Source organism: Nostoc sp. DSM 114167 (assembly GCF_052692655.1).
Window position 1 is genome coordinate 245,214 of sequence record NZ_CP195116.1, and the last position, 13,137, is coordinate 258,350.

Consider the following 13,137-nt stretch of genomic DNA (forward strand, 5'->3'; position numbering starts at 1 on the left):
AAACATTAAAGTTGATTTTTTCATAAAAACCATGAGTTTTAGGTACTCTCCGTTCAAATTCTAGATTAGAGCCAGAATTAGACAACGACATGAGGGTATACACGGAGTTATAGCGATATGTTAAAGTGACTATAGTTGAAATTACAAAGTCGATCAAACTAACCCGTGCTACTATCCTGGTAGGGCATATAAATAGGTCGAGACTTTAGTTTCGATCGAAATAAAACCTAAAATTGTTTTTTATTCGATAAAAGACTGCCGCTGATTGAGGCTGAAGTAACAAACTCCCATGAGCGATCAAAATCCCTACGAAAAACTTGGGGTATCAGAAGAGGCTAGCTTCGATGAAATTCAGGATGCTCGTAATCGCCTATTCGAGCAACATAATGGCGATGCCAAGCATTTAGAAGTGATTGAGGCGGCTTACGATGCGATTTTAATGGATCGCTTACGGATGCGCCAGGAAGGTAAAATCAAAGTCCCTGAGCGGATACGGTTTCCAGAGTTGCGAGTGCAATTGCCTCCTAAAGAAAGTCCAACCCCTCGCGAACAGTCACCCGCATGGCTGCAACGGATGCTGGATCAGCCAACGCCTGCGGATATACTCTTACCAGGAGCTTGGTTTCTCGGTTTGAGTTCTATTAGCCTGTTCTATCCAGAGGGAGGCGATCGGGTTTTGCAGTTAGCATTGGTGGTTGGTGTGGGCGCTAGTATTTACTTTCTTAATCGCAAGGAAGGTAAATTTGGCCGAGCAGTTTTGTTCACCCTGGTCAGTTTAATAATTGGCCTAATCGTTGGCGGACTAATTGCTAGCTGGCTCTTACCACAAATATCATTTATCAATCTGGAAACGAATCAGTTCTCTACTGTAGTGACGTTTATATTGTTGTGGTTAGTTAGTAGTTTTCTACGTTAAACCACTGCCTAAGCAGGTTTCTATAAAGAAGACATGGTTTATGTATGTTCTTCTAAAATAAAAAGTCAGGAGTCAGAATAGGTATTCTGACTCCTATTTTAATTTGCAACCCGAATGCTGATTAATTGAATTATATTGCAGGTACAGAGCCTTTTAGACAAGGTGTTTAGCTTTTAAAACTAAATCTACAGCAGCGCTAAAATCCTGAACAATTAAGTCGGGGTGGTAAAGTTCTAATTGGGTGCGATCGCGAATTCCAGATTCCACAGCCATCACCTTAACTCCATAATTTTTCGCAGCGGTGATGTCGGCTTCCGTATCGCCTACCATCCAAGTATCAGCAGCCGGGGGCAGTTCTTTTAATGCCCTAGCCATTAACAAGGGCTTATCTTCAATATCACGAGTCTTTACGTAGTCGTTACTCAGACAATAACAACGATTTTCCGGGAAAAATTTGCCTAAATCATGTTTTTTGAAAGCATAATCTAGTTCTCTAACTCGGCGCATGGTCATAACTGCCAAATCAATTCCAGCTTGTTGAATTTTTAACAGTGCATCCACAGCACCAGGCGCGAGAGTGTCATAGTGAAAGTAAGGTTCTGTATGCACAGTTTGCCGTCGCAACTGAGCGAATTCTTGAGCTTGAGCTTCGTCTAACCCAGAATTTAAGGCGATTTGTTTTTCAGGAACACGCGATCGCTTTAACTGCCAAAATTCCGCTTTCGGAAGTTCTTGCACTACTTGATCTGGGCGACGGGTTTTATCTAAGCAGAATTGATAAACACGGTAGTACCGTTCGGAAACATCAATAATTGGGCCGTCGAAGTCAGTAATAAGTCTTAGCATCGGCGGTAAAAGTTAATTTTTATTAAGTTTATCTCAGATGTATGGCTATTTTTTGAGGGTATTAAGTCTAGCTAAAGGTTTTTTTGTAAACTTTTTTAAGAAAGTATCAACAATGACCTCATTGCAGCGTACCGCGTTTGATTTGTTCGCTTTCAATGGCTTCAAATAAGGCGCGAAAGTTACCTTCGCCAAAACCTTGAGCTTGGTAACGACGTTCAATAAACTCAAAGAAAAATGTCGGCTGTTCAAATATTGGCTGGGTAAAAATTTGTAGTAATAAAGGCGCGGTATTTCCTCCCTCTAAAGGAGTATATTCTTGCCAGTCTACTAGAATTTCTTGTTGGGCGATCGCTTCTAGTTCTAGAGGTGATAGCGTGATTCCTGGTCGCTGTTTTAGCTGCGAGTAATAAGTTTGGGGAACCGAGAGTAAAGATAAACCACTGGCACGAAATTTAGCGATCGCACTCACAAGATTAGTCGTCCGCAAGGCAATATGTTGAATTCCTGGCCCCCGATTGACATCTAGAAATTCCTGAATTTGAGAATTGCTGGTAGCTGGCTCATTAATTGGCAATTGGACGCTACCGTTGCGCGAAACCATCACCTGGCTGTGTAAAGCAGAGCGATTGGTTTTAATTTTAAATGCCTGCTGGGGTTGAAAATCTAGAATTTTTTCGTACCAAGCCACAGCACGATCCAATTCACCAACTGCCACGTTTAACACTATGTGATCTATGGCGGTAAAAGTGTTGTCATTAGTCATTTGTCCTTTCTCAAAAACCGATGACCTTTCTATCAATGTATGAGTCAGTCCACCCCAGGCGGCAATTTTGCCACACTTGAGGGATGCCGTACCTATCTGGCGTTCCTGAATGGGTTGTAGGATTGTCGCACCGTGTTTTTGAGCTAGGGCGATCGCGCCTTCAACATCTTCGACAGCAAAAGCGACATCTGCCACACCAGGTGGATATTGACGCAGAAATTCAGCTACTGGACTTGTAGGCAACAGGGGTGAAGATAGAAAAAAGCAGACATCACCACTTTTCACCACTTGTGTACAAGTGTGAAATGAACTGATGCGATCGGTTACTGCTTGAAAACCAAGATGGCGTACAAACCAATCCCGCCACATTTTGGCGTCTTCTACATAGAAATGAACGCGATCAATTTTCATAGATATTGAAAATCCAGCATAACAGTTTATATATCTGTAAATTTTGCCTTTTCTGCTAGATTTTCACGTCTTTCCTAAGCAAGAATTATGTAAGCGTACTCCCACTCTAAAAGAACAAATGACTATCAGGTTGAATGTTAATTTCCATTGGCACAGCTTGCGGTTCGGCAGAAAGGGCAAAGAAAATCGCATTGGCAGCAGTTTCAGGACTAAGCATTTTTTTTCGGTCTACTTTTAGGTTGACATTATCCCAAAAAGGAGAATCTACCCCACCAAAGTAGAATAACGTGAACTTGACACCAAAACGCTTGAGTTCCTCTGCTATGCACTTGCTAAAACCGACAACACCAAACTTAGAAGCCGAATAAGCCGCTGCCATCCCCATCGAATGCTTACCCAGAATTCCTACTACATTACAGATGTGACCAGACTTGCGCTTTTGCATCTCTTCAGCAGCCGCCTGAGTGGTGTAAAAGCTACCTTTTAAGTTGACATCTAACATCTTGTCTAAATCAGCGGGTTCCAGGCTGTTGTAGGGCTTGAGTATACCAGCACCAGCTGCATTCACTAAAATATCAATTTGACCAAACTCGGCAATGGTCTTTTCTATCAAAGTATCTACCTGTTGGGGGTCAGTAATATCGGTGGGAACAGTCAAAACTTGTCCTGGTAAATCAGCAGCCAATGTGGTTAAACGAACTGTATCTCTCGCAGCCAGTACCAACCGGACTTTGGTAGGCGCAAGTTTTTGTGTTAAAGCTGAACCAATACCACCAGTAGCACCAACAATAACAACAACTTTATCCTGCATTGTATTCTTTACATTTATTTACATCTTTTTACATAATACAGAATTACAGGCTCAAGTTGTATGTAAACATCCAGAAAGTATCTATTCAAAGAGTAGCGGCATTACTTCATATTCCTTGCCACTAGCCTTTAATGTAAATGTAGGAGATGATTCTAAATATTTGGTAAAATTGGAACCTAACTTTAATTTTTTAATAATTGCATTAGGAGATTCTCCGGTTATTTTACGTAACTCTGAGCCTAATTTGGACACAGATAATTTAGTTTGGGGAGACTTTATTTGTATATCTTGAATAATTTTTAATAGTAATTTATCTAATGTTTTTTCATTAGGAATTTTTGCAGAATCTTCTTGAATAGATTGTACAGATGAATTATCTATAATAGGGGTAATTTCTTCAATTTCTGGTTGCTTATGATTAGATTTATTATTGATATTGGATCTTTCTTGAAATAAACTTGCAATAGTTGTTAAACTGTGTAATCGAGTATTGATTGATTCTTGTTCATTTTTAATTAAATCTTGAATTTGCTCAACCACTTTTTCCAAAGATGGAACTTCTGTTGCCATTGCTAAAGAATAATGAGTTACTTTGCCAGTATTGCGGTTTTCTATATATAAAGTTTGCCCTTGTCTACGTACCCAATAGACAATTAATCCTTGGTTTTGGAGTTCGTTGCAAAGGTGAATTAAAATTCCATCGTTAGAACAGACTAATATTTCTTTAACTGTTGGATAAGAGCGTACAATACAAGCCCCGAAAGCGATCATTTTTGCATCAGCACTATCCTTACCTTCTGGCACATGGACAAGTTGATAGCCACGGTTATATAGTTCAATATCTTGTTTTCCAATACTTGGATTTCTCCAGTTAGCAAATGCCATTTTAAATTGAAGAGGATAGTTGCAGACACTAGCTAAAAATAATTCTGAATTAACATCTAATTTTAAGTTCTCTGCATCCAAAAGTAGAAGTGATATTCCTGTTTCTAATTGATGTTTTATTTGAGCTATTTGTTGAATTTTTTGAATAAATTGGCTGAAAGCAACAGATTCTAACCAATCAGGCGATAATATCGTTTGCAGCAGTTGTTCAGCTAATGTCAAACTAAAAGAGCTAAGGCTTTTCTCTGTGATTTTTTCTTCGGGCAGGTTTTTTAATAAAGAAAGTTCCGTCGTTTCAGCCGTATATACTTTAGTATGTCCGTTGCTGTTAGCAAGCAAGTCAGTTTCTAAGGAACGAGAGAATGCAGGTTCTAGGAATTGTTTACCACAATTTTTGCAGAGGTAATTCTGCTTGTCATTCCGACGACCATTTTTACGATATGAAGTAGATTCGCACCGGGGACATTTCATTTTATGATTTAGGTGGTCTAGAGCAAATACTTGTCTTTAAATATATAGTATAAAAAAATACTGTCAATATGAGATTGCATTGCCTAACACCAGAAAAACTTAAAACAAGCGGAAATTCAATTTAACCCCTCATTTTTGCTTGCACTATGTATGAACCCTCTCAATAGCTAGAATTTAAAAAACACTTCAACCGATGCGAGCGAAAACATAGTCGCGGGTACGAGAATCCACAGGGTTAGTAAAGATTTTATTGGTAGTACCAAATTCAACCATTTGAGTAATCCGATTGTCATTACTATAAAAGAAAGCCGTAAAATCAGATAGGCGAGTAACTTGCTGCATATTGTGAGTAACAATCACAATTGTCAACTCAGAACGCAAGTTATGGATCAAATTCTCGATTTTCATACTACCCATAGGATCGAGACCTGAACAAGGCTCATCCATCAACAAAACTTTAGGTTTTACCGCTAAAGCACGGGCAATACATAATCTTTGCTGTTGACCACCAGAAAGCTCTAAAGCAGATTTGTGCAGCTTATTTTTCACTTCATCCCAAAGTTCGGCAGCTTTGATGGCAGATTCAACAATTCCATCTAATTCTACTTTCGGATGCCATCCAACTAACTTCACCCCATAAGCAACATTATCGTAAACGCTCATGGGAAAAAGATTTGGTTTGGGAAAAACCATACTAACTTGGCGACGTAAGCGATTGATGTTAACACGACGCTCATAAATACTCTGCCCAAAAAATTCTACTTTTCCTTCAACCTTTACTTCTGCTTCTAATTCACTCATGCGATTTAACGATTTAAGAAAAGTAGATTTCCCACAACCACTAGAACCAATAATTGCCGTGACTTGGTTTTGGTAAATATCCATTGACACGCCTTCAACTATCTTTTGAGTGTCGTAATAGAAGCTGAAGTTTTTGACTCTGATGGCTGGAATTAGTTTACTCATATTCCTAAAACGTGTGAAACAAAACCTGACTAGGTAAAGTAGTACAAATTAGCGCCGCTGTTTCACTATGTTACTCCCAAAAGGAGACATTCATGGAAATTACGTAGCCATGCAGTAGCTATACAGCAAATCAACTGTTAGAAAATACTTGTATTAAAGTAATGCTCCAAAATTTATCTTTTACAGACTTTTTATACCCACCTTTCATACCTTAACTATTGAAAAAGGATTAGGTCTGGTTCAATTTAAAATAGCTATGTAGAAATCAAAATATGAATATCATATACTTTTCATGGCTAGTGAGGAGTTAATTTATTTATAAAGATAAATTAGTAACTTTTTTAAACGACACTTTATGAATATTCTCTAGTGCAAGATAGCTCGACAAAAATCAATAAGTCACGAATCGAGCATACCTTAACCGAAACGCCCTGAAATGTAGTCGCGGGTGCGAGGATCTAGTGGGTTGTTAAAGATTTGCTCTGTAGCACCAAATTCAACCATTTGACCAATCCGACTTTCATCGGTGCTAAAGAAAGCCGTAAAATCAGAAACGCGAGCGGCTTGTTGCATATTATGAGTAACGATCGCAATTGTCAATTCAGACTGTAAACTGTGGAGTAGTTCCTCAACTTTCATGGTGGCGATGGGGTCCAGAGCCGAGCAAGGCTCATCCATCAGCAGAACTTTCGGCTTGACTGCTAAAGCACGGGCAATACATAATCTTTGTTGCTGACCACCAGAAAGCCCTAAAGCTGATTTATCGAGCTTATCTTTCACTTCATCCCAAAGCGCTGCGCTGTGAAGTGCAGATTCGACAATTTCATCTAATTCTAATTTTGAATGCCTACCTGCTATTCTCATCCCGTAGGCAACATTTTCGTAAATGCTTATCCCAAAAGGATTTGGTTTTTGAAACACCATACCAATTTGGCGGCGTAATCGATTGATGTTGACACGACGATCGTAAATATTCTGACCAAAAAATTCTACATCTCCTTCAACTTTTACAGGCCCTTCTAATTCGCTAATGCGATTAAGAATTTTGATGAAGGTAGATTTACCACAACCACTAGGACCAATAATTGCGGTTACTTGGTTTTGGTAAATATCTATTGACACCTTTTCAATAGCTTTTGTTGTCCCGTAGTAAAAGCTGATGTTTTTAACTTTGATAGCTGGAATTAGGTTACTCATGCTAATTCGTAATTCGTAATACTTCTCTACGAGAGGCTGCGCCAACGGCTACGCTCAGTACAAGTTCGTAACTCGTAATTAAGATATATCAAACAAGGCTTTACTCTGCCAGTTTGTCATTTTAATATCATACTTTGCCAGGATGCCAAACAATACAAAAACTTATTTATTTTACTTTAGTCTTCTTTGCCTAATAATTAAGCGAGAGAGAATACTGACAGATAAAATTAAGCTGAGTAGAACTATAGAAGTAGTCCAGACCAATTGACTTTTTTGTGGGTCGGGGTCGTTATAAAGATTAAAAATTAATACTGGTAAAGAAGCTGTAGGACTTAACAATCCTTCTGACCAATCTAAACTAAATAAAGCGGTAAAAATTAAGGGTGCTGTTTCACCAGCCGCACGAGCTATAGCTAATAAAATGCCTGTAGTGATTCCGGGGATTGCAGTAGTTACAACAATGCGAAAAGTAGTTTGGAAGCGAGTTCCACCTAAAGCAGCAGAGGCGAGGCGTTGAGATGTAGGAATCAGTTTTAAGGATTCTTCTGTTGTCAGTATAATTACAGGTAGCATAATCACGGCTAAAGCAAAACCACCTGCGATCGCACTAAATCCTTTAGTTACCAAAACTATCACACCATAAGCAAATACGCCGACAACAATTGAAGGTACGCCTGTAAGAATGCTGGTGACAAAGCGAACAATACTAGCAATTGGGTTAGTTTGACCAAATTCTGCTAAGAAAATTCCTGTTATTATCCCTGTGGGAATGCTGAAAATAGCACCAATTAACACCATGATTATGGTTCCCAAGATGGCATTGCCAAAGCCATTATCAATAACTGCTTTGACAAACATTTCTGATTTAAGTCCAGATATTCCCCGGATAAAAATTTCCCACAAAATTGATAATAAAGGAATGAGTACTAGACCTGTAAGACCAAAGGCGATCGCATTCATTGCATAGGTAAATATTACCCGCTTCCTTGGCAGAGGCCTGCACAATTCTGCCGCCAAAGATTCATTTTTTTCTGACTGAATATAACCACTCATAATTTTGACAAAGGTTGATTGATAAACTTGCTACACTGAATTATTTGTAGGAATTTAAAAATGAGATAGTGTCATTTATTTATCCTACCAACCCACTTAACCAAGATGACAGCGCCAATATTTACAGCTAAAGTCAACCCAAATAAAATCAATGCCAAATAGCTTAAAGCACCTATATGCAAACCCGGTTCAGCTTCAGCAAATTCATTAGCTAATACAGAGGGAATTGTATAAGCTGGATCGAGTAAAGAAGCGCTGATTTGAGCAGAGTTACCAATCACCATAGTAACGGCCATTGTTTCACCCAAAGCCCGTCCTAAAGCAAGCATTGCTGCACTTACTATTCCAGAAAATCCAGATGGTAGCAAAACTCGAAAAATTGTTTCCCAACGAGTGCCACCTAAAGCCATAGATGCAGAACGTAATTCTTTAGGGATAGCCATTAAGACATCACGACTAATTGCTGCCATTGTGGGTAAAATCATGATGGCGAGAATAATTCCAGCAGTCAACATATTAGTTCCAGAAGGATCTTCTGTATTAAACAGTGGTATCCATTTCAAAGTACTGGCTAACCACTTTTGTAGAGGTTCTAGAACTGGAATAAAGACAAAAATCGCCCACAAACCAATAATTACACTGGGAATTGCAGCAATTAATTCAACAACAAATGCTAGGGTGATTTGCAGCGATGAAGGTAAGAAATTTTCACTTGTAACTAAGGCTACTGCTATTCCCACAGGAACAGCGAATAAAATAGCGATCGCACTACTTACCAAAGTTCCATAAATATAGGGTAATGCACCAAAAATCTGATTACCTGTATCCCAATCTTGTCCCCATAAAAACCCCATTCCAAACTGCTTAATGGCTGGTAGAGCTTCGTGTAAAATTACCCAAGTCATCAACAATAGTACTGCAACGGTAATCACAGCAAAAAAGTATACTAGCCGTGTAAAACCTTGGTCAAACCAAAAATTTATACCGCTGCTAGTAGTTAGATTGAAATTTTCATCGCTGAGATTTGAATCATCTGATAAATTTGCCATTGCAAATCAATAAAATAGATTTTTTATTACTGGTAGAGCGAGTTATTAACTCAGTTTGTCATTAGTCATTAGTCATTTGTCCTTTGTTATTTGTAATTACAAAGGATAAATGACCAAGGACGAACATAACAAAAATTCTCACAATCTCATTTAGGATTGCTATATTCAAAGCACCCTTCCTTTTTTAAGGGGCGGAACTCTTGTGAATAAGTCCTAAAGATTACAAATTAAGGCTTGACAGAGCTATTCACTGTCTGAAGCACTCGATTTGCTACATCAGATGGAATTTTGGTGTAATTAAGCTCATCGTTATATTGTTGACCGTCTTTCAATACCCAATTAATCCATTTCTTAATTGCATCAGCTTTAGCAGCATTAGCATACTGTTTGTAAACCATCATCCAAGTAAGACCGACAATGGGATAACCTTGTCCTGGATCTCCTATAAAAACGCGGTAATTGTCTGGGAAAGTGACAGTTGATAAAGCTGCATTTGCAGATTCTAAAGAAGGAGCAACAAATTCTCCGTTCTTATTTTGTACCAATGCTGATTTCAGATTGTTTTTGACAGCGTAGCTATATTCTACATAACCAATAGAACCAGGAGTCCGAGCTACTATAGCAGCTACACCTGGATTTCCTTTGCCTTTGAGAACATTTGGCAGATTCCATTTTGGAGCAGTGTTAGTTCCAACTCTGCCTTTAAAATAACCGCTGATGGCACTCAAGTGATTCGTAAAAATGAAAGTTGTACCGCTACCATCGGCACGAACAGCAAATTTAATTGTTTGATTTGGTAGATTAGCGCCTGGATTATCAGCTTTAATTTTCGGGTCATTCCATTTGGTAATTTGACCTGAATAAATTGCTGGTAGTGTAGCGCGGGATAATTTGAGATCGTTAACGCCTGGAAGATTGTAAACAACAGAAACAGCACCGCCTGCTGTGGGTACTAAAATTGCACCATTCTTGACTTTAGCGATTTCATCATCTTTCATTGCAGCATCACTACCACCAAAGTCAACGGTTCCAGCGATAACTTGACGAATACCGCCACCACTACCAATTGCTTGGTAGTTAATTTTCAAGTCTGGATATTTCTTCTTCACTTCACGAGCATAGCGTTCGTAAAGCGGAGCCGGGAAAGTTGCTCCTGCACCATTAAGAGTTTCAGCTTGTGCGATCGCACCAAAAAATGGACTAAGTGCAACAGAAGTTGTCACCATTGAAGTAGCAACGACACGATTCAATATGGCGGTCGAAAAAATCATATTACCTCTGATTCAAGGAATATTTTACTGGTGTAATTCCAGTCTTAAACAGGCTACATTTTTTATGGTTAAAGCTTATTTAACAATTGATAAGCAGCACTTTAAGATATGCTTAAATCCAATAGAGTTGATGATAGAAACGGATGCGGGAGTTAAGGTATGGATGTTGAAGAATTTTTCAGTCGGTTGAATGCTGGAGAGACTAATTTTACCGGTATTGACTTGAGAGGTGCTTGCTTGATCAGATCCGACCTGAGAGATATCAACCTTAGTGGATCTGACCTCAGAAATGCCGACCTGACTGATGTAGATTTGGCTCGTGTCAACTTGATGGGTGCTAACCTCAGTGGTGCTATTTTGCTGAATGCCAACTTGGAATATGCTATTTTGGTAGGGACTGACCTGAGGGGTGCTGATTTGGAATGTGCCATTTTGGAGTGCGCCAACCTCACTAACGCCAATCTCAGAAATGCCATTAATGAAAGCGTTCTTGATGCCATTCTCTGCAACACCATTTTGCCAAATGGAAGAATTAGCAATGATGATTGTGGACGTGGATGAAGAATAATTTTGATTTGAGGTCAAAAGCTTAACGCTTTCTGAATCTAAATTATTTTATGTTTGCTTGCGGCTACAATACAGCACCAAAAGTATAAATAATCCTATTCCTGCTAGATATTTAATCGGCTCAGGTACGCTGGGATTAGGGGAGAAAAAGCCTTCGATCGCACCAGCAATAAGCAACATTGGTACAATCCCAAATACTAGCTGCACCGCTTGATATCCATAAAATTTCAGTGCATCTCCACGGCGATATTTACCAGGAAATAAAATTGCTCTTGCTAATAAAAATCCCGCACCCCCAGCAAAAAAAATTGCGGGTAATTCTAAGGAACCATGCGGAAATACAAAGGCCCAAAAAGGATATGCCAGATTATTTTGACCGACTAAAGTACTAACAGCACCAATTAATAAACCATTAAATATCATCAAATAGGCTGTGTATGCTCCACCTGTCATACCACCAGCGACGGCCCCAAAAGACACCGACAAATTATTGATTGCGATGCCGCTGGATGCCAGAGGTTCAACACCGACAATTGAACCCATCCATAATTTATGCTCATCTCGCACTTTGGTAATCAAACTTTCAGGTACAATCAAAGGCATAAAGCTGGGGTTTTGCCAGGAATACCACCAAGCCACAAGTGCGCCTAGTAAAAACAGCATCGTTGCCGCAGCAATATATACAAATGTTTTCTGGACTACAGATGGTAATCCCCAGCGATAAAATTCTAGGATTGCCTGCCATTCCTGCCGCCGCGAACCTTGGTAAATCTGCGTGTAAGCACGAGTTGTTAAAGATTGTAAACTTTGGATCGAGGTATTGCCGATTTGCTGAGTGCGGGCACGTGCCAAATCTGCTGCTACGGAACGATACAAACTCGCTAACTCTCTAATTTCTGCTGCCCGTAAGGATTTTAACCCTTTTTTTTCTATCTGCCTTAATAAAGCATCCAAACGCTGCCAATTAGGTTCTCGTCGCGCAATCCAACGTTGAATATTCATGAATTTTGGGAACACTGAGTTTAACTTAGCTTAAGATAGCCTCAAATTGATCTCCGTAATTTCAAGGGAAATTTAGCATTATGTCTGAAAACTTTGGATCTTCCGGCCAGATACAACCACTGAGTATCGGTAACGTTGTCAGTGCTGCGGTACGGTTGTATCGTTCTCATTTGAAGACTTATCTTAACCTAGCTGCGATCGCGCACTTGTGGGTTCTGGTTCCTGTGTATGGTTGGGCAAAATATGCAGCCATCTCTGGACTAATTTCACGCTTGGCTTTTGGAGAATTGATTTACCAGCCTGAAGGTGTTCAAACTGCCAGAAGCCATATTAATCCACGTCTTTGGTCATTTTTAAGAGTTGCTTTCCAAGTAGGTATATCTTTACTGATAATTTATATTGGATTAGCGATCGTAGGCGGTGTAGTAGCTAGCTTGATCGGAATAGCATTAGGAGGAATATTAGGTACTTCAGGCGTTATAGTCATAACCACATTGGTAATAATTGTAACGGCAGGCATTATATTGTTAGGACTAACCTGGTTCTACTCTCGTTGGATAGTAGCTGAAGTGCCCTTAGCAGTTGAGGAAAATATCAATGGTGGCGAAAGTGTTGCCAGAAGTTGGGAGCTAACTAAAGCCTCAGTCTTTCGCATTCAAGGCATTGTTTTAGTTGGTTTTATCGTTACAATGCCGTTGGTGTTTGTATTAAACTATATACCTAGCTTATTCCTAATTAAACTTGAGCCTGGTACTGCTATTTACTCGATTGTGTATATTATTTCTGTGATTGGCAGCTTGATCGGTGGAGTTTTAGTCATGCCATTCTGGCAAGCACTAAAAGCTGTTTTATACTTGGACTTGCGTAGTCGGCGTGAAGGTCTAGGTTTGCAATTACGAGAACCTCCCTCACAAGATTTTCGTTAACTC

At 39.4% G+C, this 13,137-nt stretch carries 13 protein-coding genes; 3 read left to right on the forward strand and 10 right to left on the reverse strand.

Annotated elements, in window-relative coordinates:
* The first annotated feature begins 289 nt into the window (after positions 1-289).
* A complete protein-coding gene (locus tag NSTC731_RS01010) occupies positions 290-916 on the forward strand; it encodes a CPP1-like family protein (RefSeq protein ID WP_445629224.1) in 627 nt (208 codons plus the stop codon).
* Positions 917-1,069: 153 nt separating this feature from the next.
* Here the strand turns inward: NSTC731_RS01010 and NSTC731_RS01015 are convergent, their stop codons facing one another.
* The 9 genes from NSTC731_RS01015 to pstS form a co-directional block, all read right to left on the reverse strand.
* Positions 1,070-1,762, reverse strand: coding sequence for an HAD family hydrolase (locus NSTC731_RS01015; RefSeq protein ID WP_445629225.1), 693 nt, complete (start codon positions 1,760-1,762; stop codon positions 1,070-1,072).
* A gap of 118 nt (positions 1,763-1,880) precedes the next feature.
* Positions 1,881-2,936 carry a 4-hydroxyphenylpyruvate dioxygenase gene (gene hppD, locus NSTC731_RS01020; protein ID WP_445629226.1) on the reverse strand — a complete coding sequence of 352 codons (1,056 nt, stop codon included), beginning with the start codon at positions 2,934-2,936 and terminating at the stop codon, positions 1,881-1,883.
* 106 nt (positions 2,937-3,042) lie between these two features.
* Positions 3,043-3,747, reverse strand: coding sequence for an SDR family oxidoreductase (locus NSTC731_RS01025; RefSeq protein ID WP_445629227.1), 705 nt, complete (start codon positions 3,745-3,747; stop codon positions 3,043-3,045).
* An 81-nt stretch (positions 3,748-3,828) separates the two neighbouring features.
* Entirely contained in the window at positions 3,829-5,103 is a 1,275-nt protein-coding gene (locus NSTC731_RS01030) for an IS1/IS1595 family N-terminal zinc-binding domain-containing protein (protein ID WP_445629228.1), read from the reverse strand.
* Between the two features lie 186 nt (positions 5,104-5,289).
* On the reverse strand, positions 5,290-6,069 hold the full coding sequence (gene pstB, locus NSTC731_RS01035; RefSeq protein ID WP_445629229.1) for a phosphate ABC transporter ATP-binding protein PstB: 780 nt from the start codon (positions 6,067-6,069) through the stop codon (positions 5,290-5,292).
* Between the two features lie 417 nt (positions 6,070-6,486).
* Entirely contained in the window at positions 6,487-7,266 is a 780-nt protein-coding gene (gene pstB / locus NSTC731_RS01040; protein ID WP_322669961.1) for a phosphate ABC transporter ATP-binding protein PstB, read from the reverse strand.
* 171 nt (positions 7,267-7,437) lie between these two features.
* Complete coding sequence (pstA, locus tag NSTC731_RS01045) at positions 7,438-8,319, reverse strand: phosphate ABC transporter permease PstA (RefSeq protein WP_445629230.1); 882 nt, start codon at positions 8,317-8,319, stop codon at positions 7,438-7,440.
* A 71-nt stretch (positions 8,320-8,390) separates the two neighbouring features.
* Positions 8,391-9,368, reverse strand: a complete 978-nt coding sequence (gene pstC, locus NSTC731_RS01050) for a phosphate ABC transporter permease subunit PstC (RefSeq protein ID WP_445629231.1) — start codon at positions 9,366-9,368, stop codon at positions 8,391-8,393.
* A gap of 227 nt (positions 9,369-9,595) precedes the next feature.
* Positions 9,596-10,639 (reverse strand): phosphate ABC transporter substrate-binding protein PstS, encoded by a 1,044-nt coding sequence (gene pstS / locus NSTC731_RS01055; RefSeq protein ID WP_445629232.1) that lies wholly within the window; start codon positions 10,637-10,639, stop codon positions 9,596-9,598.
* A gap of 159 nt (positions 10,640-10,798) precedes the next feature.
* Here pstS and NSTC731_RS01060 point away from each other — a divergent pair, with 159 nt between their 5' ends.
* The gene (locus NSTC731_RS01060) at positions 10,799-11,200 is read left to right on the forward strand and encodes a pentapeptide repeat-containing protein (protein WP_445629233.1); all 402 of its coding nucleotides are present in this window, start codon (positions 10,799-10,801) and stop codon (positions 11,198-11,200) included.
* Between the two features lie 54 nt (positions 11,201-11,254).
* On the opposite strand, the gene NSTC731_RS01065 is transcribed toward NSTC731_RS01060, so the two are convergent.
* Complete coding sequence (locus tag NSTC731_RS01065; RefSeq protein ID WP_445629234.1) at positions 11,255-12,208, reverse strand: stage II sporulation protein M; 954 nt, start codon at positions 12,206-12,208, stop codon at positions 11,255-11,257.
* Positions 12,209-12,288: 80 nt separating this feature from the next.
* On the opposite strand from NSTC731_RS01065, the gene NSTC731_RS01070 reads away from it, so the two are divergent.
* A complete protein-coding gene (locus NSTC731_RS01070; RefSeq protein ID WP_445629235.1) occupies positions 12,289-13,134 on the forward strand; it encodes a hypothetical protein in 846 nt (281 codons plus the stop codon).
* Positions 13,135-13,137 lie beyond the last annotated feature (3 nt).

Coding starts and splice junctions, on each gene's coding strand:
- NSTC731_RS01010 (WP_445629224.1), top strand. CDS start 290: ATGAGCGATCAAAATCCCTACGAAAAACTTGGGGTATCAGAAGAGGCT.
- NSTC731_RS01015 (WP_445629225.1), bottom strand. CDS start 1,762: ATGCTAAGACTTATTACTGACTTCGACGGCCCAATTATTGATGTTTCC.
- hppD (WP_445629226.1), bottom strand. CDS start 2,936: ATGAAAATTGATCGCGTTCATTTCTATGTAGAAGACGCCAAAATGTGG.
- NSTC731_RS01025 (WP_445629227.1), bottom strand. CDS start 3,747: ATGCAGGATAAAGTTGTTGTTATTGTTGGTGCTACTGGTGGTATTGGT.
- NSTC731_RS01030 (WP_445629228.1), bottom strand. CDS start 5,103: ATGAAATGTCCCCGGTGCGAATCTACTTCATATCGTAAAAATGGTCGT.
- pstB (WP_445629229.1), bottom strand. CDS start 6,069: ATGAGTAAACTAATTCCAGCCATCAGAGTCAAAAACTTCAGCTTCTAT.
- pstB (WP_322669961.1), bottom strand. CDS start 7,266: ATGAGTAACCTAATTCCAGCTATCAAAGTTAAAAACATCAGCTTTTAC.
- pstA (WP_445629230.1), bottom strand. CDS start 8,319: ATGAGTGGTTATATTCAGTCAGAAAAAAATGAATCTTTGGCGGCAGAA.
- pstC (WP_445629231.1), bottom strand. CDS start 9,368: ATGGCAAATTTATCAGATGATTCAAATCTCAGCGATGAAAATTTCAAT.
- pstS (WP_445629232.1), bottom strand. CDS start 10,639: ATGATTTTTTCGACCGCCATATTGAATCGTGTCGTTGCTACTTCAATG.
- NSTC731_RS01060 (WP_445629233.1), top strand. CDS start 10,799: ATGGATGTTGAAGAATTTTTCAGTCGGTTGAATGCTGGAGAGACTAAT.
- NSTC731_RS01065 (WP_445629234.1), bottom strand. CDS start 12,208: ATGAATATTCAACGTTGGATTGCGCGACGAGAACCTAATTGGCAGCGT.
- NSTC731_RS01070 (WP_445629235.1), top strand. CDS start 12,289: ATGTCTGAAAACTTTGGATCTTCCGGCCAGATACAACCACTGAGTATC.